The 24212-nt window shown below is 40.0% G+C and carries 22 protein-coding genes; 9 read left to right on the top strand and 13 right to left on the bottom strand.

Features of this window, described 5'->3' with window-relative positions; genetic code table 11:
- The first annotated feature begins 10 nt into the window (after positions 1-10).
- Entirely contained in the window at positions 11-580 is a 570-nt protein-coding gene (locus OCV73_RS03360; protein ID WP_147549032.1) for a sugar O-acetyltransferase, read from the top strand.
- Between the two features lie 114 nt (positions 581-694).
- Here the strand turns inward: OCV73_RS03360 and OCV73_RS03355 are convergent, their stop codons facing one another.
- The 5 genes from OCV73_RS03355 to nusB form a co-directional block, all read right to left on the bottom strand.
- Positions 695-1204, bottom strand: a complete 510-nt coding sequence (locus OCV73_RS03355; RefSeq protein ID WP_167551198.1) for a DUF5606 family protein — start codon at positions 1202-1204, stop codon at positions 695-697.
- Between the two features lie 82 nt (positions 1205-1286).
- On the bottom strand, positions 1287-1856 hold the full coding sequence (gene coaE / locus OCV73_RS03350; RefSeq protein WP_147549030.1) for a dephospho-CoA kinase: 570 nt from the start codon (positions 1854-1856) through the stop codon (positions 1287-1289).
- Positions 1857-1859: 3 nt separating this feature from the next.
- Positions 1860-2858, bottom strand: coding sequence for a YbbR-like domain-containing protein (locus tag OCV73_RS03345; protein WP_262512859.1), 999 nt, complete (start codon positions 2856-2858; stop codon positions 1860-1862).
- 139 nt (positions 2859-2997) lie between these two features.
- Positions 2998-3327 (bottom strand): preprotein translocase subunit YajC, encoded by a 330-nt coding sequence (yajC, locus tag OCV73_RS03340; protein WP_147549026.1) that lies wholly within the window; start codon positions 3325-3327, stop codon positions 2998-3000.
- 81 nt (positions 3328-3408) lie between these two features.
- Complete coding sequence (nusB, locus tag OCV73_RS03335; RefSeq protein ID WP_147549024.1) at positions 3409-4335, bottom strand: transcription antitermination factor NusB; 927 nt, start codon at positions 4333-4335, stop codon at positions 3409-3411.
- Between the two features lie 221 nt (positions 4336-4556).
- On the opposite strand from nusB, the gene OCV73_RS03330 reads away from it, so the two are divergent.
- Positions 4557-4904: a DUF3276 family protein gene (locus tag OCV73_RS03330; RefSeq protein WP_243764712.1), complete on the top strand. Its 348-nt coding sequence runs from the start codon at positions 4557-4559 to the stop codon at positions 4902-4904.
- Positions 4905-4984: 80 nt separating this feature from the next.
- Here OCV73_RS03330 and OCV73_RS03325 read toward each other — a convergent pair whose 3' ends face one another.
- Together OCV73_RS03325 and OCV73_RS03320 are read right to left on the bottom strand one after the other, a co-directional pair.
- The gene (locus OCV73_RS03325) at positions 4985-5320 is read right to left on the bottom strand and encodes a DNA-directed RNA polymerase subunit omega (RefSeq protein ID WP_147549020.1); all 336 of its coding nucleotides are present in this window, start codon (positions 5318-5320) and stop codon (positions 4985-4987) included.
- 11 nt (positions 5321-5331) lie between these two features.
- Entirely contained in the window at positions 5332-6132 is an 801-nt protein-coding gene (locus tag OCV73_RS03320; protein WP_147549018.1) for an outer membrane protein assembly factor BamD, read from the bottom strand.
- 294 nt (positions 6133-6426) lie between these two features.
- Between OCV73_RS03320 and OCV73_RS03315 the strand changes: the two genes are divergently transcribed.
- From OCV73_RS03315 to OCV73_RS03290, 6 genes are read left to right on the top strand one after another with little or no spacing between them, the layout of a single operon-like run.
- Positions 6427-6624 carry a PspC domain-containing protein gene (locus OCV73_RS03315; protein ID WP_147549016.1) on the top strand — a complete coding sequence of 66 codons (198 nt, stop codon included), beginning with the start codon at positions 6427-6429 and terminating at the stop codon, positions 6622-6624.
- A gap of 21 nt (positions 6625-6645) precedes the next feature.
- Positions 6646-8679, top strand: a complete 2034-nt coding sequence (gene uvrB / locus OCV73_RS03310) for an excinuclease ABC subunit UvrB (protein ID WP_147549014.1) — start codon at positions 6646-6648, stop codon at positions 8677-8679.
- Between the two features lie 17 nt (positions 8680-8696).
- On the top strand, positions 8697-10598 hold the full coding sequence (locus tag OCV73_RS03305; protein WP_147549012.1) for a YgiQ family radical SAM protein: 1902 nt from the start codon (positions 8697-8699) through the stop codon (positions 10596-10598).
- 13 nt (positions 10599-10611) lie between these two features.
- Positions 10612-12735, top strand: a complete 2124-nt coding sequence (locus OCV73_RS03300) for a S9 family peptidase (protein ID WP_147549011.1) — start codon at positions 10612-10614, stop codon at positions 12733-12735.
- Complete coding sequence (locus tag OCV73_RS03295; RefSeq protein ID WP_147549009.1) at positions 12732-13352, top strand: ABC transporter ATP-binding protein; 621 nt, start codon at positions 12732-12734, stop codon at positions 13350-13352. Before OCV73_RS03300 ends, OCV73_RS03295 begins: the two co-directional genes overlap by 4 nt.
- A gap of 3 nt (positions 13353-13355) precedes the next feature.
- A complete protein-coding gene (locus tag OCV73_RS03290) occupies positions 13356-14132 on the top strand; it encodes an ABC transporter permease (protein ID WP_147549007.1) in 777 nt (258 codons plus the stop codon).
- Positions 14133-14194: 62 nt separating this feature from the next.
- Here OCV73_RS03290 and OCV73_RS03285 read toward each other — a convergent pair whose 3' ends face one another.
- The 6 genes from OCV73_RS03285 to OCV73_RS03260 all read right to left on the bottom strand — a co-directional run bounded on the left by OCV73_RS03285 (position 14195) and on the right by OCV73_RS03260 (position 21654).
- Entirely contained in the window at positions 14195-14659 is a 465-nt protein-coding gene (locus OCV73_RS03285; RefSeq protein WP_147549005.1) for a MaoC family dehydratase, read from the bottom strand.
- A 196-nt stretch (positions 14660-14855) separates the two neighbouring features.
- Positions 14856-15149, bottom strand: coding sequence for a PG0541 family transporter-associated protein (locus tag OCV73_RS03280; protein ID WP_147549003.1), 294 nt, complete (start codon positions 15147-15149; stop codon positions 14856-14858).
- An 82-nt stretch (positions 15150-15231) separates the two neighbouring features.
- Complete coding sequence (locus tag OCV73_RS03275) at positions 15232-18357, bottom strand: efflux RND transporter permease subunit (RefSeq protein WP_147549001.1); 3126 nt, start codon at positions 18355-18357, stop codon at positions 15232-15234.
- Positions 18358-18404: 47 nt separating this feature from the next.
- Positions 18405-19427: an efflux RND transporter periplasmic adaptor subunit gene (locus OCV73_RS03270; protein ID WP_147548999.1), complete on the bottom strand. Its 1023-nt coding sequence runs from the start codon at positions 19425-19427 to the stop codon at positions 18405-18407.
- A gap of 44 nt (positions 19428-19471) precedes the next feature.
- Positions 19472-20932 (bottom strand): TolC family protein, encoded by a 1461-nt coding sequence (locus OCV73_RS03265; RefSeq protein WP_147548997.1) that lies wholly within the window; start codon positions 20930-20932, stop codon positions 19472-19474.
- Positions 20933-20979: 47 nt separating this feature from the next.
- Positions 20980-21654, bottom strand: coding sequence for a TetR/AcrR family transcriptional regulator (locus OCV73_RS03260; protein ID WP_147548995.1), 675 nt, complete (start codon positions 21652-21654; stop codon positions 20980-20982).
- A 162-nt stretch (positions 21655-21816) separates the two neighbouring features.
- On the opposite strand from OCV73_RS03260, the gene OCV73_RS03255 reads away from it, so the two are divergent.
- Positions 21817-24120 carry an NADP-dependent malic enzyme gene (locus OCV73_RS03255; protein WP_147548993.1) on the top strand — a complete coding sequence of 768 codons (2304 nt, stop codon included), beginning with the start codon at positions 21817-21819 and terminating at the stop codon, positions 24118-24120.
- Positions 24121-24212: the final 92 nt, after the last annotated feature.

Raw genomic sequence — 24212 nt, 5'->3', positions numbered from 1 at the left:
AAAACTTATTATGAAAACAGAAAAAGAAAAAATGCTGGCAGGAGAAGTATATAATGGTGGCGATACAGAATTACTAAACAGATGGCATAAAGCAAAACGATTACAAAAAGAATACAACAATACATTATCGACAGATACCAAAACACTCTCTAACCTATTAGATGAATTACTAGGTTCTAAAGGTGAAAATATATGGATATCCGCACCATTTTTCGTTGATTACGGAGAAAACATATACATAGGAAATAATGTAGAAATAAATACGAATTGTGTATTTCTGGATTGCAACAATATAACGATCGGAGATTATTCGGGTATCGGACCCGGTGTACATATTTATACTGTTTTTCATCCGATAAATCCAGCGGAACGATTATCGGGAAAAAGTACTTTCTGGAAATCACAAAGTTCATCTGTACTTATTGGAAAAAATGTCTGGATAGGAGGAGGCTCTATCATATTGCCCGGAGTCATAATCGGTGACGGAAGTACCATAAGTGCGGGCAGTGTCGTTACCCGGTCGATTCCGGCAAATTGTATTGCAGTCGGGAATCCCTGTAAAGTTATCAAAGAATTATAATCTTTCTCATGAAAATATGATACCTCCGGAAATCTTTCCATCCTTTCCACAAAAAAGGATTGAAAATCTTAGTTTCCAATCCTCCTTATTCTATCATTGTATAAATAGATAATTCTATTCTTCTTTCGTTTTTTTTGTTTTAGGCTTTGTTGTTTTCACCGTTTTTTTTACTGGTGCAGATTCTTCTTTGACAGGCTCTACAGCCTCTTTTTCCGTCTCTTTTGCTACTTCTTCTTTCTTTACGAAATCGGTATATCCTTTTTCTATCAATAAATTATACCACGACATTAATTTTTTAATGTCGGTCGGATATACTCTTTCCCTGTCAAAATCAGGCAAAATCCCAGAAAAATATTCTTTCAGGATATTGTTATCCGATTTAAGATCCACCGACACTTTTCCGCCGTTTTCTTTTTCCTTAATTTTTTCCATTACTTCACCTAATGCTACTTCTCCGCTATCGGTAAAAATAGCAATATCTCCTAAAGAGATAATTTTCTCATGGGCATATGCGGGCTGCCGTTTTCCTGTTTGTAAAGATTCTACTACCAACATATTTTTAGCCTGGGAAACAAGTTTATATAAGCCCGGCTTACCGGAAATGGATAAAATCAATTTCAACATAATATATTCGTTTTAAATTTAAAATTGTGTACAAAAGTAATACTCTGTATGAAATATATAAAATGAGTTCACTAAAATAAACTTAATATCGGGATATGAGTGCTTCTAACTGCGGAATAAGTGCTTTTTCCCCGTCATTAATTATGGTTACATTTGCCTTTTCTCCTTTTTCAGCCTCTTTCATCTGAGAATCGATACGCCTGAGAACTTCTTCCCGAGACAAACCACTACGGGACATTACCCTATCTATCCTTAGCTCCTGCGGAGCAGTAACAAACCAAACTTCATCCACTTCCATATGGAGACCCGATTCGTACAAAATAGCGGATTCTATAAATACCAATGAAGTATTTTGTTTACGCATCCACTCAAAAAAGTCGGTCCTGACGGCAGGATGAACGATAGCATTCAAACGTAACAACTGTTCTTTATTTCCAAAAACACGATTGGCCATTTCTTTCCGGTCAAGCATTCCATTCTTAAAAACAGCCGTTCCGAAAGTATCTACAAGAGAAGCTTTAACCGAAGGATAATGCATGACTTTCCGGGCCTCTTCATCACAATCATACACCGGATATCCCATCACCCTAAGCAATGAAGATACAACAGACTTTCCGCTTCCTATACCTCCGGTGATACCAATGGATCTCATTTTTTATAAATTTTCTTCCAAAACAAATTCAACGCTATCGGGAATCAACTCGATAGTGCGAACAAATGAAGGATATTTTAAAATTTCAACCGGTAATTTTTTATCGGTTGTATTTCTGGCTTTCTTATAATTGACACCAATCAGAAAATCCCGTTCGCTCAACGAGGAAAACATACTGACCGGAACCATACAAGTGAGTTTTACGGACGAGGGAAAAGTCATAATTTTCCACATTTCAGGAAGCCCCTGAGGAATAACAGGAAGTGTAAGACTTTTTGAAGTCAACTCTTCCACAGGTATCATTAATGAAACTTTATCCGGCACGATCTTAGCACCCGGAATATGTAATATATTCACTTGAGTTTTTAAGGTATCGCTTAACTGCTGGGCTGAAAAATGAACGGTAGAAACTTTTTTCAGATGTCTCAATATGTGCGAAGGTGCATAAACCATAACCGAATCGGTACTTGAGCGAATCTGTCCGCTCATCACGCACTGTGGAGAAGTAGAAACATCCCCGTCAATAACCAACGGTATTTTTTTACCCGGATTTGTCGTATAATATATCTGCAGCGAGTCTGGAGAAAAAGCAATGAGTTGTGTCGTATTTCTTATCTCTTTACGTATATAATCGGTCAATTGGGAAGATGTGACCGATACTTTGCCGTCTTTTCCCGATACGGTCGAAAAATCGATCTTAACGGGAGATATGCGATTAACCGAATATCCTATGATGATAGGCCCTTTGTCTCTCAACCTCGCGTTGATATATGCTGGAGGATCATTTATAAGCATTACTTTATCGGGAAGATTAGTAACCTCAACAGGAATCTTGAATGTATCTTCCACATCTTCATTCATGGCCTGAAGCAGCCAAAAGAAAAAAGAAAGTACAACAAATCCCAGAAAGATAAATAACTCTTTACTAAGACTCGTTTTAAAGAAACTATTGATTCTTTTCCGTAAACGATATATAACTATATTCAGTCTCCGCATTCCCATTTATTTTCAGGCTTTTTGCCGGTATTATCGTATATCTTGTAAACAAAGATAAAGTTTTTTCTCTGCATACCGAAGCAGGAGAGAAAAAACTTTATCAAAATATTCTTCTGTCTTACGACAAATATAAACGATGGTATTTTTATTTTTGAACTGCGTTCTGCGTTGCATCTGCAGCTGTAGGATATACAGAACCTTTATCAATATGTATACGTACATTTTCCGAGATTTCCAAGACAAATGCATCGTCTTTGATATCCTTAATCTTACCGAAAATACCTCCCGCAGTAATTACTTTATCTCCCACGGACAGATTCTCACGGAATTTACGAATTTCTTTTTGTTTTTTAGATTGGGGGCGAATCATAAAAAAATAGAAAACGAGCACCAATGCAACCATCATGATAATAGTAGACATTCCAGACCCACCAGCCGGACTTGCTGTTTGTAATAAAATTGTAGCTAAAGTCATAATCGTATTATTAAATAAATGTTTATACTCAAATCCTTCTTACATAAGGAAAATTTCATTCACAAATATATAACATTTTAGTTATTCTTTTGTTAGAGCACCTTCTTTTTTTAACTGTGAAATAACGGAATCCAGTATTCCATTTACAAACACCCCGCTTTTCGGCGTACTATAAGCCTTGGCAATCTCAATATACTCGTTCAAAGTAACACGGGTCGGAATAGAAGGGAAATGTTTTATCTCCGCTATGGCAACCATCATAATCACCACATCCATAAAAGCAACCCGTTCTATTTCCCAGTTTTTAGTAAAAGAATTGATAAGTTCCCGGTGTTTATCTCCTTCCAGAATAGTATATCGGAACAAATCACGCGCAAAGGCTGCATCTTCTTCATCTTTAAACATAGGAAGCAATCCCTGCTCCACTCCGCTCTTTTCTTTAAACCTCTTGATAGTTTTCAGAACAAACGTAGAAATAATATCCAGATCATCATTCCAATATAACGATTGAGACTCCAATAATTCTACTAATTCCGTATCTTCAGATATAACAGACTTGAATATTTTTCTCCAGAATTCTACATCGGCATCGTAAGAATCTTCCGGAGAAGACATATATTCTTCGTAAATATCCGATATTACAATCCGTTCCAGAAGGCCCCGGATAAACTCAGGCTCATTGGCCCAGGAAATCTTATGCTCATCGAGATAATTCCGAAGCATCACATTATCTTCCAATTGAGAAATGAAACGATTATCTATGAAACGGGTATTGGGATTTTTTTCTTCGGCCGTTGCCAGAAATTTCGTTTTCGCTGCTTCTACACGATTTCTTTGTGTACGCGTCAGTTCTACCATCAACTGTAACAAAAGATGATATAATTCATAAGCTTTATCAAGACTGAAAAAAAGTTCTTTTTCTGCCGTATCCAGCGTCTTATCTTTTGTTATATAGTAAGAATAAACCATCTGTACTACTTTGATGCGGATTAAAATGCGATTGACCATAATATTTAAATGAGCTATGTAAATTAAATTCGGCGCAAATTTACCACTTTTTTATGTTATAAACGATTTACAAAAGGACTTTTTGATTTTAATTTTTTCTTTCAACTATATTTGAAATATTTATCTAAAAAATTGTTTTTATAAAAGCTAAATTATATATTTGTCATATTAAGTTTCACAAAACATAAGAAAAACATATATAGTTACAAAAAATGATAATTATGAAAGACACAGATGAAAAGAGAGACACGGATATCATTTTTTCGAAATCAATTAAAGCCGGAAAAAGGATTTATTATCTGGATGTAAAGAAAAATCGAAAAGAGGAGTTATTTCTGGCTATTACCGAAAGTAAGAAAATATTTAGCGGAGACGAGGCCAGCCCTGTCGTACAATTTGAAAAACACAAAATCTTTCTGTATAAAGAAGACTTTGACAAGTTCCTGAATGGACTTAGCGAAAGTATCGGCTACATTAAGAAAAATCAGAAAGAAGAACTGCCGGAACAAAAAGAGCAGCCAGATGAGATACCCGTTGCCGTAGAAATAGAAATGGACGATATTTTATAATTTCGCCTTTTAAGAAAACATAAAGATAAGGCCCTGAAAAGTTTTTCAGGGCCTTATCTTTATTTATCAAATAAAAAATATCAATCCAGATTATCTTTTTCCTTATTCGGATTTTTATAATATACCTTACCTTCGACATATTCCTGGGTAGCAATAAGTGTCGGTTTCGGCAATTTTTCATAATAACGTGAAATCTCTATTTGTTCACGGTTTTCAAATACTTCTTCGAGATTATCGTTACACGAAGCAAATTCTTGCAATTTTTTTTCAAGGTCCGACTTCATCTCTACAGATATCTGATTGGCTCTCTTTCCTATTATACAAACAGTTTCATATACATTTCCTGTCGGTTCGGAAAGGGCGATCATGTCGCGGGTCACCGTATTCGTCGGTGCATTTGTTTTCTTGTAATCCATTATCTTATTGATTATTCTTTAACATATTTATTTGCCACTCTAAAAATATCCTTTGCTTCTTTCGCATTCGGGCCATCGGGATAATCGTTGATGAACGAATAATATTCATCGATCACATCTCTGAAACGGTCGGCCTTCTTTTCATATACACTTTGTGAAGCTTCCTGAAACTTAGCCTTGAGTATTATCATCGATAAAGCCTCTTTATATTTGGAATAAGGATATTCCTTTATAGCGTTCTGTGCTGTAATGACGGCAGACTGATAATTGTTTCCCATATAATTTCCCAGATTATAATATAACTGGGAATTCAATAGTTCCTTATACACCAGCTTATCCTGTAATTCGAATATCACATCCTGAGCCTCTTTTGCTCTTTCACTATGTGGAAAGTAATCAAGAAAACGCTGCATTTCATCAATTGCTTTATAGGTTCCCGACTGGTCAAGTTTTGCTTCAGGCGAGTTCAAATAATACCCATAACCGGCATAAAAACGAGCCAGTTCGGTATATTGTCCTTTCGGATAATGTGTATAATAATGCGTAAAATATTGACCGGAGGTTTCATAATCCTTATTCAAGTAATGGCTGCGGGCCAGAAGATATAAAGATTCTTCCGCTTTATCAGTTCCCTTGAATATAGTAACCAGTTCTTCCAGAAGAGTATAGGCCTGTGTATATTTTTTCTTTTCAAATGCGTTCTTGGCATATTCATATTTCGCCTCATAATCGGTGCTTTTGAGTATTTTATTGTACTCTCCGCACGACGTCATTATACTCACCAAAAGCAATAGATACAGTATCTTCTTCATTGCCAAAATATTTATTAGTGTGCAAATTTAGACAATCTGTTTGAATAACAAAAGTAAAAAAGTGAAATTTAACGGTAAGAATCCGTAATTACCTATAAAAGCATCATGTAAGTTTACAGTCGTAATATGTTCGTCCTTAATAAAAAATTCATGCTGAATCTCTTTTTAACCTATCACAAAGTTACATAATATAAAACAAGAAACGATCAGTCTCATCTTTTTTTTATATTTTTGCCTGATATTGCAGTAAAACAAAACCAGTAATTCTTACATTGTAACACGTAAAGAAGAAAGATGGAAAATAAAAAATTAACACGTCCAATGAATGACCGCATCATTTCGGGTGTATGTGCGGGACTGGCAAATTATATGAATCTGGACCCGACCGTAATACGTGTAATCTTTGTCCTGCTAACACTGGTCACGGCTATATTACCTTGTGTGATTGCATATATCGCCATGGCTCTCATTATTCCACAAAGCAAATATTAACCAAAGGCTCCGGATATATACATGGATTTTAAAATCGTTTCACCCTACAAACCGACCGGAGACCAACCGGAGGCTATCGAAGAATTGAGCCGGGGACTAAAAGAAGGGCTCCCCTATCAGACATTGCTGGGTGTTACCGGTTCAGGAAAAACCTTTACGATGGCTAACGTCATTGAAAGAGTACAAAAGCCAACGCTCATATTAAGTCACAATAAGACACTGGCAGCCCAATTATATAACGAATTTAAAGGTTTCTTTCCCGATAATGCCGTACAATATTACGTTTCGTATTATGATTATTATCAGCCCGAAGCCTACATACCCGTAACCGATACTTATATTGAAAAAGACCTGGCCATAAATGAAGAAATAGACCGTTTACGGCTGGCTACTACTTCCGCACTACTTTCAGGACGTCAAGACGTAATAGTGGTCTCATCGGTCTCCTGTTTATATGGCATAGGGAATCCAGCCGATTTCCACAGCAATGTCATAACGGCGAAAAAAGGAAGTCAAATAGGACGTAATCAATTCCTCCGCTCTCTGGTAAACGCCTTGTATTCCCGTAACGAAATAGAGCTTAACCGGGGAAATTTCCGTGTTAAAGGGGACACGGTAGATATTTATCTGGCCTACGACGAAACTATATTGCGCGTCATATTCTGGGATGATGAAATAGAGTCCATAGAAACAATTAATCCGCTTACCGGAAACAGCATCACACAATTCGAAGAATACAATATATATCCGGCAAATCTTTTCGTTACGACCCAGGAACGTATAAACCGGGCTATCGGCGAAATCGAAATAGATCTGGGACAACAGGTCGAGTTCTTTAAATCCATAGGAAAAAACCTGGAAGCTAAACGTCTTTACGAACGAGTTACCTACGACGTGGAGATGATACGTGAAATAGGTCATTGTTCGGGTATAGAAAATTATTCCCGTTACTTTGACGGACGTCCGGCCGGTACACGGCCGTTCTGCCTGCTGGACTATTTTCCCGATGATTTTCTTACCATTATAGACGAAAGTCATGTGACCATACCTCAGATACGGGCAATGTACGGTGGAGACCGCTCCCGCAAAATGAATTTGGTGGAATATGGTTTTCGTCTACAAGCAGCCATTGACAACAGACCTTTAAAGTTCGAAGAGTTTGAAGATCTGACTCCTAAGGTTATCTATGTCAGTGCAACGCCGGCAGATTACGAACTGGAAAAAAGCGAAGGAGTTATAGTAGAACAGGTAATACGTCCCACGGGATTGCTCGATCCCGTCATAGAAGTACGTCCCAGCTTAAACCAGATAGACGATCTACTGGAAGAAATACAATTGCGCATCGAAAAAGACGAACGTATTTTAGTTACTACACTCACCAAACGAATGGCGGAAGAACTCAATTCTTATCTGGGACGACTGGATATCCGTTGTAACTATATTCACTCCGACGTAGATACGTTGGACCGGATCAAGATACTGGAAGATTTACGAGCCGGTATATATGACGTGCTCATCGGTGTCAACCTATTGCGAGAAGGGCTTGATTTGCCCGAAGTTTCGTTAGTCGCGATTCTGGATGCGGACAAAGAAGGATTTCTTCGCTCACATCGTTCACTTACACAGACAGTGGGTCGTGCAGCCCGAAACCTGAACGGTATGGTTATCATGTATGCCGACCGAATTACCGAAAGTATGCAAAAGACTATAGATGAAACGAACAGGCGCAGGGAAAAACAACTTGCATATAATGAGGAACACCATATAACACCTCAGGCCATACAAAAAGTAAAAAGTTCGATATGGGCACAGGAACAAAAGGGAACCCCGGCACCTCACTCCAAAGTTCTCTATGAAGAAGAATACAATCCGGTCCAATCTATTGCAGCCGATCCCGTTGTAAAATATATGACAAAGGATCAACTAAAAAAATCCATAGAACGTACACGCAGAGCCATGGTCGAAGCAGCAAAAAAAATGGAATTTATCGAAGCAGCCCAATTAAGGGACGAACTGATAAAATTGGAAGAAATACTCGACAAAAAACAATCATAGAGAAACAAACTATATAAATGAAAGAATATTCTCTTAAGGACTGGTTGCCCACAACGAAAAAAGAACTTGAAATGCGAGGATGGGATTACGTGGATATTATCCTGTTTTCAGGAGATGCTTATGTAGACCATCCCTCTTTCGGAGCAGCAGTCATAGGACGAATACTGGAAGCTGAAGGCTTACGGGTAGCAATAGTTCCTCAACCTAACTGGAGGGATGATCTCCGGGATTTTAAGAAACTGGGAATCCCGCGTCTTTTCTTTGGCATATCTGCCGGAGCAATGGATTCAATGGTTAATCATTATACGGCTAACAAACGGCTCCGCTCCGATGACGCATACACCCCTGACGGACGATACGGCATGAGACCCGATTACCCTACTATTGTATACTCCCGGATTCTAAAAGAGCTATATCCCGGCATCCCGGTCGTAATCGGCGGTATAGAAGCATCTTTACGCAGACTTACCCACTATGATTACTGGCAGAATAAATTAAAGCCCGGCATACTGGCAGAAAGCAATGCAGATTTGTTAATTTACGGTATGGGAGAAAAACCTATACGTGAACTGGTACATCGCTTGCAGAACGGAGAATCTTTCGCAAATATCTGCGATCTGAGACAAACTGCAGTCATACAATCCACAGATAAAATGCCGTTATGCACCGAAGATGAAGATAACATCGTTTTATTTTCTCATGAAGAATGTTTGAAAGACCGGAAGAAACAATCCCGGAACTTTAGACATATCGAAGAAGAGTCAAACAAATATCACGCAAAACGATTGTGGCAACGCTATAAAAACTCTGTCATAAAAGTTAATCCCCCATTTCCCCCTATGACAGAGGAGGAAATAGACGCATCATTCGACCTGCCTTACACCCGCCTGCCTCATCCCCGTTATAAAGGTAAAAACATACCTGCCTTCGAAATGATAAAATTCTCGGTTAATATGCACCGGGGATGTTTCGGAGGATGTGCCTTCTGTACTATATCGGCACACCAGGGAAAATTCATTGCCTCCCGTTCAAAAGAGTCTATATTGAAAGAAGTGAAATCTCTGATAGAGATGCCTGATTTCAAAGGATATATCAGCGATCTCGGAGGTCCTTCGGCTAATATGTACAAAATGAAAGGCAAGAATCAGGAAATATGCTTAAAATGCAAAAAACCATCCTGCCTGCATCCTGTAGTATGTCCCAATCTGAACAGCGACCATACTCCGCTCCTCGACATATATAAGATTGTAGACAGCCTAAAAGGGATTAAAAAATCATTCATAGGTAGTGGAGTAAGATACGATTTACTGACACATCGCCACAAAGATGACGAAATCAATATTTCCACAAAAAAATATACCGAAGAATTAATATCCCGGCACGTATCCGGCAGACTCAAAGTAGCACCGGAACATACATCGGATAAAGTTCTGGAAATAATGCGAAAACCATCTTTTAAATTATTCGGAGACTTTAAACGGACATTCGATCTTATCAATGAAGAACAGGGGTTGAAACAACAAATTGTTCCCTACTTTATTTCCAGTCATCCGGGTTGCAGGGAAGAAGATATGGCCGAACTGGCAACTATTACAAAAAATCTGAATTTCCATTTGGAGCAAGTACAGGATTTCACTCCCACCCCTATGACCTTAGCAACCGAAATATATTATACCGGATATCATCCTTATACCGGAGAAAAAATCTATACTGCACGAACCAAAGAAGAAAAATTAGGGCAAAGAAAATACTTTTTCTGGTATCACCCCGAACAAAGAAAGGATATACAGCAATCTTTATTACGCATGCATCGTACAGACCTGTTACAAAAGTTGTACGGGCACACTTCTATCGAGCCGGAACGGATAAATCCAAAAAGTAAACAAGAACGGGAAAAGAAGAAAAAAAGACATAAATAATTTTTTAGAGACAATGAACACATATCTAAACAGTTTTATGATGGCAGGAGCATTATTACTCACGGCCTGTCACACGCAGGACAAAACCGATACGGGAGTTATCGGAAAGCGCAACATTACCGTTGAGAACGGTATAATGACACCGGAGATACTTATGTCTTTCGGGCGTATCAGCGAACCGGTCGTTTCACCGGATAAACAAAAAATACTTTACGGCGTCACTTATGTTAGCGTCGAAGAAAACAAAAGCAATCGCGACTTGTTCGTCATGAACACCGACGGCAGCGATAAAAAACAACTTACCAATACCTCCACATCAGAACAAAATGCGGTATGGATTGACGGTGGTAAAAAAATCGCCTTTCTTTCTCCTGAAAGCGGTTCTTCTCAAATATGGGTAATGAATGCCGATGGCAGTAACCGAAAACAAATCAGTAATTACGAAAAAGATATTCAGGGATTTCTCTTTTCCCCGGACGAGAAAAAAATCCTTTTCATCGCCAATATAAAAGCAACCGACAAAGCCGGTGATATATACCCGGACCTGCCCAAAGCTACCGGCCGTGTTATCGACGACCTGATGTACAAACACTGGGACGAATGGGTAGATGAAATTCCTCATCCTTACATCGCTGTATTCGACGGTAACGCACTCACTGGTATTACCGACATTATGGAAGGAGAACCGTATGAATCTCCGATGAAACCTTTTGGCGGAGTTGAATCTTTTTCCTGGACTCCCGACAGTAAGAAAATAGCATATACCAGCCGGAAAAAGACTGGAAAAGATTATGCTTTGTCGACCAATTCAGATATTTACCTTTATACTCCGGAAACTAAAGATACGGTCAATCTCACCGTCGGGATGATGGGATACGATACAAATCCTTCGTTCTCTCCGGATGGAAAATATATGGCATGGACAAGCATGGAGCGTGACGGATACGAAAGCGACAAGAACAGACTTTTCATTCTGAATCTGGAAACAGGCGAAAAAAATTACCTCACCGATAATTTTGACTACAGCGTAGATATGTTCTCCTGGAGCCCCGATGGCAATTCCATCTATTTCATCACAGCATATCAGGGAGAAGAACATATCTTCAACGTAAAATTATCCGATAAATCTATCGAACAGATTACTACCGGTTATTATGACTATGCTTCCTTGTCACCGGTAGATGATAAGAATCTCATAGCTATGCGTCATTCTCTGTCGCAACCGGATGAAATTTATAATATCAATCTGCAGTCCAAAGAGGCGAAAGAAATATCTTTCGAAAATAAAGAAATACTCGACCAGCTCACAATGGGAAAAGTGGAAGAACGCTGGATCCCTACTACCGACAATAAAAAAATGCTTACCTGGATAGTATACCCGCCGAACTTCGATCCCAACAAAAAATATCCTACGCTGCTCTATTGTCAGGGAGGCCCCCAAAGCCCTGTCAGCCAATTCTGGTCATATCGCTGGAACTTGCAAATGATGGCCGCCAATGGCTATATCGTAGTCGCGCCTAACCGCCGAGGTCTGTATGGTTTCGGACAAGAGTGGCTGGAACAAATAAGCGGAGATTACGGAGGACAGAATATGAAAGATTACCTGAGCGCCATAGATGAAATGGCTAAAGAAAGTTATGTGGAAAAAGACAATCTGGGTGCTATAGGAGCCAGCTACGGAGGTTTTTCGGTATACTGGCTGGCCGGACATCATGACAAACGCTTTAAAGCATTCATCGCCCATGCAGGAATCTTCAATCTCGAACAACAATATGTAGAGACCGAAGAAATGTGGTTCGCCAACTGGGATCTGGGAGGCCCGTACTGGGACAAAAACAATGCCGTAGCACAGCGTACGTATGCCAATTCGCCCCATAAATTCATTGATAAATGGGATACACCCATCCTTGTGATACACGGTGAACACGATTTCCGCATCCTTGCATCACAGGGTATGTCGGCTTTCAATGCCGCCAAATTACGAGGAATACCTGCCGAAATGCTGATATTTCCGGATGAAACTCACTGGGTAGCACAACCACAAAATGCCGTGTTGTGGCAACGTATTTTCTTCCGCTGGCTAGACCGCTGGTTAAAACCACAGGCTACAGATAATAAAACTGAAGAAACCAAATGATCACATTCGACGACGTCACGTTCATATATGACGGCAAACCTTTGATAGAACATTTCTCATACTCTGTCAAAGAAGGAGAAAAAGCGGTGCTTTTCGGACCTTCGGGTCAAGGGAAAAGCACCCTTCTCACTTCTATAGCAGGGTTTATCCGGCCTTCATCGGGAACCATAAAAGTTATGGAATATCCGGTAGTTCCGCTTCACATTAATGAAATACGAAAGAATATAGCATGGCTGCCGCAGGAATTCTATCTGCCTTTCGAGACTGTAAAAGAAATGATAGAATCCCCGTTCCGGTTGCGCTCCAACAGAAACAACCTGCCTGCAAAATCTGTCTTAATGGAATATTTCGACTCTCTCGCATTGGAACATAATGTATATACTAAACGTCCTTCTGAAATATCAGGAGGACAGCGACAACGGGTTATGCTTATTATTACGGCCCTTTTAAAAAAGAAAATAGTGTTGCTGGACGAACCGACTTCCGCTTTAGATCACGAATCGGTAGACCGTACTGTCAATTTTATTAACGATAAAATGAATGCTACCGTCGTAATGGTATCGCACGATTCCCGTTTTATCGAATCATTCGGACAAAAAATAAAAATAGGAGATTGAAATATGACCTCGACCATAGATATAAGCTATATACATATGCTCCTGGGATTTTTACTATTGCTTATTCCCTTATATTTCCTGTATTATTATCGCACCGGACTTATAAGAGAAACTATCATTGCGGCGGTACGCATGACGGTACAATTATTCTTCATCGGTTTTTATCTGGAATATTTGTTTACCTGGAACAATATATATATCAACATACTTTGGGTACTGATCATGATAGGGATAGCATCTTACACCATATTACAACGGACAAAATTACCCGTCCGCCAACTACTAACCCCTGTTATCTCAGCTTTTCTATGTGCTTTATTTTTCATTGATATATATTTCCTGGGAGTTGTCATACGTCCGCCCAATCTTTTGGAAGCCCGCTATTTTATTCCCATTAGCGGTATGATATTAGGAAATATGCTTTCGGCTAATGTAATCGCTCTAAATGCCTTTTACGGAAGTATAGACAGGGAACGTCAACTATATTTTTATCTACTCGGAAACGGTGCCAGCAAAAACGAAGCTTTATCTCCTTTTATGAAAGAGGCTCTTATAAAATCATTCAATCCGACGATAGCATCCATGGCTGTTATGGGGCTTATCGCTTTACCGGGCACAATGACCGGACAAATTCTGGGCGGCAGCAGCCCGAACGTGGCTATCAAATACCAGATCATGCTCATGGTCACCATTTTCGCATCTTCCCTCATATCTGTCTTAATTACTTTATGGACTTCTTCCCGCCGGGCATTTGACGAATTCGGCATGAAAAAATTCTAAATATAAAAAAGGTACGGAAAACATATGATCCCGTACCTTTTTTATATTTTTTAAATTTCTTACTAATTAAAATGATAAAGGAATACCACTGTCGCATCCAATGCGTTTTTTTTACAGTCCTTTATCTCCAAAGACACCTGTATTTCCGCCTTTGCTATGCCGCGAAGATTTACCAGAGAAAGCAGCTTAGCGCGTATACGTACTTCACTATCAACCAAAACGGCCTGATTAAATCTAAGCTTTTCAATCCCGTAATTAACCAGCATCTTGATATTGTTCACCTCTATAATCTGATTCCATAGATAAGGCAACAGGGAAAGATTGAGATATCCGTGAGCTATTGTCGAATGATACGGACTATCGGTTTTAGCCCTTTCCGCATCCACATGTATCCATTGATGATCTAATGTGGCATCGGCAAATTTATCGATTTGTTCTTGGGTAACTTTAATATAGTCAGATGTCCCCAACTCTTTCCCCACGTATTGTTCAAATTCTTCAAAGCTATTGATAACTAATTTATCCATAATTATCTGATTGTTTATATCTTTAAAAATTTCTTTTTTCTTGTATCCGAATCTTATTTCCGGCAACGAAGATAATCAATTTTATATAAACTAAAAAATACATAAGAAATAGAACGTGATTCATTATCCCATAAAAAATCTCCGGCTATTTCTCGACAAAAAGCCGGAGTTCTATACAATAAAAATTGAATATCTGTCAAATAGAATCTTCTATATCCCAGACAAAAGCTCTAAGTCCCAATTGCTCTTTAGCTTTATCTATCTCACGGAGCCGTTCCAATAAATTTTTCACACGATCATCTTCAACTATAGTAATAATAGCAGAACACATAGAAGGCCACGCATGATTTCCGAAGTGAGGATCGCCTGTTTTAGAACCTCTTCCTCTTACCATAGGAAGATGAGAGAACCCCCTGCAATTACTTTTATCCAGTAAATCCACAATATTTTCGTAATGAGCCTGGTCAAATGTTATTAATACCGATTTCATTGTTTATATACCATTATAAAGGAAACCGACGGTATTGTCTTTGAAGCGGACAACTGCCGCCGGCTCCTCAAGTTTAAAATTTTTATTCACTTACCACTCTTAATGATTTCCTGTGTTTCCTTCTGCTTCGTTTTACCCCAATACCGGCAAATACACAATACGCTACCGGAACGAAAATCAAAGTCAATACAGTGGAGACAGTAAGACCTCCAATCACAGCGATACCCATAGGCTGCCACATTTCAGAACCCTGTCCGCCTCCTATAGCCATAGGTACCATACCCAGGATCGTAGTCAGGGTAGTCATAACTACAGGACGCAAACGAGATTTTCCGCCTTTAACAACGGCTCCTAAAACAGCCATTCCCCTTTCTCTATTCAAGGATATATAGTCGATAAGCACGATACCGTTCTTCACCACAATACCAATAAGCATAATAGCGCCGATCATAGACATGACATTAAAGGTATTTCCGGTGATAAACAAGGCAATCAATACACCGGAAATTGCAAACGGAATAGAGAACATCAGGATAAACGGATATACCAGAGACTCGAACTGTGCCGCCATAACAATATATACGAGAATAATAATCAATATCGCCAATACCCCGAGATCACTAAAAGAATCCTGTTGATCTTCAAACGTACCGGACAATTGAATATTTATGCCCGACGGTAAATGCAGCTTGTCTATTTTTACCTGAGCTTCTTTTATAACGTCACTCATGGCCGCTCCGGATATAATAGCCGATACCGTATTGATACGTTCACGGTCCTTACGTTCAATCGTAGGAGGTGCGAAACGTTCAACCACTGTTCCTACTTCTTTAAGGCGCACCCCTTTGCCCTGAGCATTATAGATCATAATGTTCTCAATATCCTCAATAGAAGTACGGTATTCAGGTGCATACATCACTTTGATGTCGTACTCATCACCCTCTTCCCGGAATTTCGAGGCAGTAGCGCCATTGATACGGTTTCTCAAATAGGATGCCGCCGTACCCAAATTCAAACCATTCAAGGCCAGTTTTTCCCTGTCGAAATCAACCTGATATTCGGGCTGGTAGTCTCCACGACTAATACGTACTTCCGAAACCCCCTCTATTCTTTTCAATAAAGTTTGCAACTGAGACGCCACGCTATCCGATTCCGCAAAATTATAACCGTATATTTCATAATCGAGAGTAGCCTGCCCTCCCATGCTTCCTCCCATACCACCTCCCAGATTTACCTGGGATTTACGTATTTCGGGATATTTGGATAAATCTTGACGCATCATATCACATATTTCTTCCAGTCCGCGTTTTCTCTGATCCGGATCTGTAAGACTGATATTAAAAGTAATAATATGTGAACCGTTATCGCTCATCGATGCAAAGACGTTATCGGTACTAGCCTGTCCGACGGTATAGTTCAAGACCTTTATTTCGGGATATTTCTCTTTCCATTGAGAGTACAAACGACCTGCAATATCCTTTGATATTTCGGTTCGCGTACCGATAGGCATTTCTACGGTTACACCTATACGGGCATTGTCCTGAACAGGCATAAATTCCGTACCTAAGAATTTAAACAAGAATAAGCTGCCGATGAAGAAAAGCATACACGAAAGTATTATAACCGTACGGTGGCCGAGCGCCCAGTTCAACATCCGCTCATAAAAATTATCAAAAGCGTCTAATCCTTTTTGTACCGGACCATATAATTTCGTAAACAATTTAGATTGTGTGGTCTGCAGACGCAACATTTTCGAACACATCATCGGAGTAAGTGACAAAGCACATATAATAGATATAATCATAATGATCGTCACCATCCATCCTAATTGTTTGAAGAACACTCCCATCATACCGGTTACCATTGTCAACGGGAAAAATACGGCAATAAGAGTCAACGTAGAAGCTACAACAGATAACCCCACTTCATTGGTACCATGGATAGCAGCCTGTTTAGGTTCGCTACCTCTTTCTATATGCGTCGTAACATTCTCCAGCACCACAATCGCATCGTCCACAACCATACCGATTGCAATCGTCAAAGAAGAGAGCGAAATAATGTTCAAGGTACCTCCCGAAACCGCCAGATAGATAAACGAGCCGACCAACGATAACGGAATCGTAATAATGATTATCGCCGTTGCACGCCATCTTCCCAAGAAGAGGAACACCACCAACGACACAAAGATCAGTGCATCGCGAATCGTATCGTACAAACTCTTGATCGTATTACGGATATTATCGGATGTATCGACAATCACACCCAGTTTCACATCGGCTGGTAATGTTTTCTGCAATTTCGGCATAGCAGCCAGAACCGCCTCGGAAATCTGAACCGAATTGGCTCCCGACTGTTTCTGAACGATAATCATAGCACCTTGTACCCCGTCATTATAACTCTCTTGGGCGCGTTCTTCGACTGAATCGTGAATACGGGCAACATCTCTCAAATAAACCGGTTTTCCGTTATAAGCACCTACTACAATATCTTTCATCTGAGACGCATCGGCAAATTCGCCTTGTACACGTAAAGAATACGTTTCAGAACCAATATCAAAGCTACCACCCGGCACATTGCGGTTCTCTGCCCCGATTATGGAAGCAATTGTCTCCACCGAAAGATTATAAGCTTCCAAACGAACCGGATCTACATAAACCTGTATTTCCCGTTTCGGCGCACCACTGATAGAGACAGAACCTACTCCGCTGATACGGGCAAGAGGGTTTGCCACTTTTTCATCCAGTATCTTATACAATGCGGGCATACTTTCATTCGCCTGTACAGAGAGCAATACGATAGGTATCATATCCGTACTGAACTTAAATATAATAGGATTCTCTGCATCATCCGGCAAATCCGATTTCACCATATCCAGTTTATCCCGCACATCATTAGTTATCACATCTATATCGTTACCGAACTCGAATTCCAAAGTAATCAACGATATATTCTCTCTGGACTTCGAAGAAATATGCTTCAAATTACTTACAGCATTCAACGTATTTTCAAGAGGACGGGTAACGTTTGTCTCTATATCGGCCGCACTGGCACCCGGATAGGCCGTCATTATCATAATGGTATTAGTCTCTATATCCGGGTACAAATCAATAGGGAGTTTCTGCAAAGAGAAAAGTCCCATAATAGCCACTGCCAGGAAGCAGAGGGAGGTCATGACCGGCTTATTAACCGAACCTTCATATATACTCATAAAATTGTCTTTTTAATAGTTTGTAAAAAGTTATCGGAAATAGGCCGTTATTTCTCAACCCGAACAGAAGCTCCATCGGATAATGAACTTTGTCCGGCTACTACGACCTGGGCATTATCATCAACCCCCGATATAACTTCATATGTATCATCCATGCGGCGACCGAGTTCTACTTTATTATAAGAAACTTTTCCGTCTTTAAACACATAAACATAACGATCGCCGGAACCTGTGCGTTTTACGATAGAGCGGTCAGGAACTACTACGTGGTTAGCTATACCAAAATCAAGTACCACACGCGCAAACATTCCCGGGCGTATACGGCTGTTGGCATTCGGTATATTTATTTCGGCAACAAATGTTCGGGTAGCTGCATCGATCGTAGGATGGATCAGCGAAACCTTACCTTTAAATTCTTCCTCACCGAATACATCCAGTTTGATATTTACCGGCATACCTACATGCACCTTTGAAAAATCACTTTCCGATATATTTACCAATACTTTAACCGGCTGTATCTGCATAACGGTAAGGATAGGATTCGCACCGGTCATATCCCCGTCATCATAATTACGGGCTGTTACCACTCCATTTACCGGACTTACCAATATTGTATTTTCCACCAGATTGGTATAAGCCGTCTTCGCTGCTTCGTACTGTGTACGCAACTGATCCACCTGTTGCTGGGAAGCACCGCCTACGGCAAACAATTCACGCACCCTCTTGTATTCCAGTTCAAGATTATCCAGCTGTAATTTTTGCTGGGCCTGATTCGCAGCATCCAACTCTACCAGTTTCTGTCCTGCCCTTACGTTATCGCCGACTTCCACATATATTTTTTTAATACGGTTGGGCATCGAGGAACTGATCTGGTTCTTTTTATATGGCTCTACCGTAGCCGTATATTCGGCAATCTGAGGTACTTGCTGAATCCTTACATTCTCCACCTTTATCAATGTAGCCTCATCTTGTTTTTGTCCGGCTTTTTCATCTTCTTTCGATCCGGAACAAGATGCTAATAACAAAGCCGGACCAATAATAGCTGCTGTAAAATAATTAATACGTTTCATATATGATATTCTATTTTTTACATGTGTTTAATTTATCCTTTCTATTAATACTTTTTCACATCGGTATTACCCAATAATAATTCAAGATCGGACTTTGCCGTCAAATAATCGAAAATAGCCTGATTGTAGGAAAGTCTCGAACTGGTAAGTGCCAGATCGGCATCATTTACCTGTATAAAGGTAGCAGAACCTATTTCAAAACTTTTTTGCATGATTGAATAGGCTTTTTCAGCCTGTAATACTCCTTGCTTGTTTGAGGCTATCTGCTTGACCGATTTTTGGATATTGTCCATAGCATTCCGCACCTGCATAGATAATCCGCGCACCAGATTCTCACGCTGCCATCCCATCTGTATCACATTGGCTTTCGCTTGTTTTATCTTGTAATAACGGGCCCCTCCCTGAAAAATAGGTATCGATAAAGTCAAGCCGACAGTTGAATAAGGATTCCAACGAAATTGATTGAAGACTGCTCCGTCAGACATGGATATCCAATTATAACCTGCAGACAAGGACAGGGTCGGATACCATGCAGCTTTTTGTACGTCGAGCGCTTTTTTCAAATAGTCGGTCTGCAAATCCAGTTTTCTCAAATCGGTATTATTATTTAATGATGTATCTATAGAAAGAGTTGTGTCATACATGGATGACTCGTATGCAGCAAGCTGATCAGTTACTTTTATCTCCAGTTCCATATCCACTCCCATTAATACCTTCAGTTGCAATTTGGAAAGATTCACTCCGTTCTCGGCCTGTAACAAAGAAGGTTCCAAATTTCTTACCTGAACCTCGGCGCGCAACACGTCATACTCAGATGCTGTTCCTTGTTCATATTTGTGTCTGAAATCCACGGCATTAACCTTTGCGTTTTCATAACTTTGCTTGATAACATCGTAGGAATCCTGAGCCAATAACAGATTGTAATAAGCCTTTTGTACCTGATTTACCAAAGAAAGACGGGAGGAACGTGCCGCTTCAACCGATTGCGCTACATCGGCCGAAGATAACTGAACGCTTTTCCACAACTGAGGCGCTACCAATGGTAATTGTAAATTGAATCCCATAGAATATGTATTATCCAATCCAACTTCTATTCCACCGTCTCCACCTTCTTGTGTTTTGAATTGAGGAGGTTTTGTTCCTGCTACCGCACCTTCCGGTCCCCAAAGAGCTGTAATTAAAGGTTCGAGCATTGAAGATACATCGAAAGCATCGGAGTTCATATACATCTTTTGCTTTTTCAAAGCACGGCTATAACTCCCCGAAGCATCGATACGGGGCCATAAACCGGCAATAGTCTCTTTTTTCGAATAATCTTTTTTCTCAATATCCATATCTGCAATTTTGATCTGAGGATTCTCACTCATCGCAATGTCAATCGCTGTATTCAGATCAAGAGTCAGAGAAGCCGGACGACTCGCCGTTTCCTGCGCCCTGGAAATTCCGGGGAGAAGAGAAAGAATAAGTAAAGCACCGACCGTCTTAAAGTTCAATCTTCTTTTCATACTTCTTTTTTTCTAAAGAATCATCATTATATAATCTAACATTAATTTTATTTTTTGTGGGTCTCCATAAAATCATCGACCAGTCTAACCCCTTCGGGAGTGGAAATTCCCCGTAAGAACATCTTGAATATAGTTTCAAAAATCTCGGTAAAGGTATAACGTGAAGTAAACAAATCGTCCGATTTCTTCAACGTTTCGATCTGCGCATTCAACAAGACAGCCACTACATGTGGGTTTATATCGGTTCTTATAAGACCTTCTTCCATTCCTTTTGTCAATACACCTGCAATATATTCATTGCTGCTGTGTTTCTCTTTTTCATATTCTTCCGCTATTTGAGGATGGTAACGTTCCAAATCGGTAAAAAAAGAACGACTCGCATTACGCATAAATTGTAGTGTCGCCTCATAAAAACCCAACAAAAGGTACAAAGTATTGCGGCTGCTACGAGTCAATTCTTCAAAAAGCACCTGACGTCCTTCTTCACAATGTTGAAGGCTGGCCATCACTAAAGTATTTTTATCGGGAAAGACCTCGTATAAAGTACGTTTCGATATACCCAAACGACCAGCAATAAAATCCATCGTTACGGACTTTATTCCGTGTTGTAAAAACAACAAACTTGCATTTTGAATAATTCTGTTTTTTAGTTCCTGATCCATATCTTGCAATAAATTCTTGCCAAAAGTATAGAAAACTTTGGAAACCAAAATAGTTTTCATAGATTTTTTTTGTGTATTACGTTAATTAAACAAAACGAATGATAGAACTTTCATAAAACCAAAAGAAAAAATCGATAATGATAATTTCATTTATTACTTTTGTATGGTGATTAATTTTTAATTATTAAGGAAAAAGGTTTATTAAATTACAAATGTTAGGTTATGTCTAAAAATTTAAAAGAAATTGCCTTGAAATATCATAGCGAAGGCAAACCTGGAAAAATAGAAGTCGTTCCAACGAAACCCTATAGTACCCAACTCGATCTGTCCCTCGCATATTCCCCGGGAGTAGCAGAACCATGTCTCGAAATAGAAAAAGACCCGGAAAAAGCCTACGAATACACGGCAAAAGGAAATCTTGTAGCCGTAATATCGAATGGTACTGCAGTTCTGGGACTCGGCGATATAGGAGCACTGGCGGGGAAACCTGTCATGGAAGGAAAAGGCTTGCTATTCAAAATATTTGCCGGCATAGATGTATTCGATATCGAAGTGGATGAAAAAGATCCCGAAAAATTTATACAGGCGGTTAAAGCTATATCTCCCACCTTCGGTGGTATCAATCTGGAAGATATAAAAGCTCCGGAATGTTTCGAAATAGAAAACCGGTTAAAAGCGGAACTGAATATACCGGTCATGCATGATGACCAGCACGGGACCGCCATCATTTCCGGTGCCGGTTTGCTGAATGCCCTGGAAATACAAAATAAAAAAATAGAAGATATAAAACTGGTCGTAAACGGAGCCGGAGCATCGGCCAGTTCGTGTACCCGCTTATATATGATGCTTGGTGTACGTAAGGAAAACATTGTCATGGTAGACAGCAAGGGCGTAATTTCTACCAGCCGGACCGATTTGAATTCTTCTAAAAAATTCTTCGCGACCGAACGTACCGACATTCATACTCTCGCCGATGCGTTAAAAGGAGCCGACGTATTTTTAGGATTGTCCGTAGCCGATGTATTAACAGAGGAAATGATACGCAGCATGAACGACAAACCTATTGTTTTTGCCCTGGCTAATCCAAATCCCGAAATTTCTTACGAAAAAGCCAAAGCATCGCGGCCGGATCTGATTTTCGCTACAGGACGTTCCGATTATCCGAACCAAATAAACAACGTGCTGGGATTTCCATATATTTTCAGGGGCGCCTTAGACGCCCGGGCTACTGCTATCAATGAAGAGATGAAACTGGCAGCTACGTATGCCATTGCCAATCTGGCGAAATTACCGGTTCCCGATGTGGTAAACGCGGCATATAATATGAAGCACCTGAGCTTCGGACCCGATTATATCATCCCGAAACCCCTCGATCCCCGTTTGCTTACCACGGTAGCCCCGGCAGTAGCTAAAGCCGCTATAGATTCGGGTGTATCACAACACCGTATTGAGGACTGGAGCGAGTATGAAACGAAACTGAAAACACTCATGGGATGTGATAATAAGATGATCCGGAGATTCTCAGAAATGGCGGCACAAAATCCAAAACGTGTCGTATTTGCTGAAGCAAACCACGCCAATATGCTACGGGCCGCCGTACAAGCCAAACAAGAAGGAATATGCATTCCTGTTTTATTGGGTAATCCGGACTTTATCAACCGGACAGCCAAAGAGATAGGTGTTAACCTGGATGATATAGAAATAGTGAACCTGAGACATGATAATCAGGCGGACAGACGGGAAAGATATGCATTAACCCTTACTCAAAAACGGGAACGGGAAGGTATCACCCTTGCCGAAGCAAGAGAAAAAATGTACGACCGCAACTATTTCGGTATGATGATGGTGGAAGTAGGCGAAGCGGATGCATTCATAACAGGAACGTATTCAAAATATACCGACACGATACAAATCGCAAAAGACGTAATAGGCATCAAGCCCGGATTTAAACATTTCGGTGCCATGCATATCATGAATACGAAAAAGGGAACTTTCTTTCTGGCCGACACCCTGATTAACCGACATCCTACGACTGAAACGCTGGTTGACATCGCTAAACTGGCTCAAAATTCGGTAAGGTTCTTTGCACACGAACCTGTCATGGCAATGGTCTCTTATTCCAATTTCGGTTCCGATAAGAAAGGTAGTCCGGCAAGCGTACATGAAGCAGTGCGCCTGATACAGGAAAGTTGCCCGGACTTAGCTATAGACGGAGAAATGCAGGTTAACTTCGCATTGAATAATACATTGAGAGACAAAACCTACCCGTTCAACAAACTGGCCGGAAAGAAAGTAAACACTCTTATATTTCCGAATCTGAGTTCTGCAAACACAGCTTATAAAATGTTACTGGAAATGGGTATGGCGGAAACCATCGGTCCTATACAAATGGGATTGAACAAACCGATTCATTTTACAGATATCGAAAGTTCTACCCGGGATATTGTAAACCTTACGACCGTTGCTGTCATGGACGCTATCGTTCAAGAGAAGCTGGACCACGATTCTTCATGCAAATGTAAATAATAATATTCCCTCATACATTCGAAGGCGGCAGAAATTGTATCTACCGCCTTCTTTTATTATTCCTTTTTAATGATTAAATTTGTCTCCACGAA

This window comes from Barnesiella propionica (genome assembly GCF_025567045.1).
GTDB classification, from domain to species: domain Bacteria; phylum Bacteroidota; class Bacteroidia; order Bacteroidales; family Barnesiellaceae; genus Barnesiella_B; species Barnesiella_B propionica.
The sequence above is the reverse complement of the archived record's forward strand: the minus strand, read 5'-3'. Positions and strand labels throughout refer to the sequence as shown.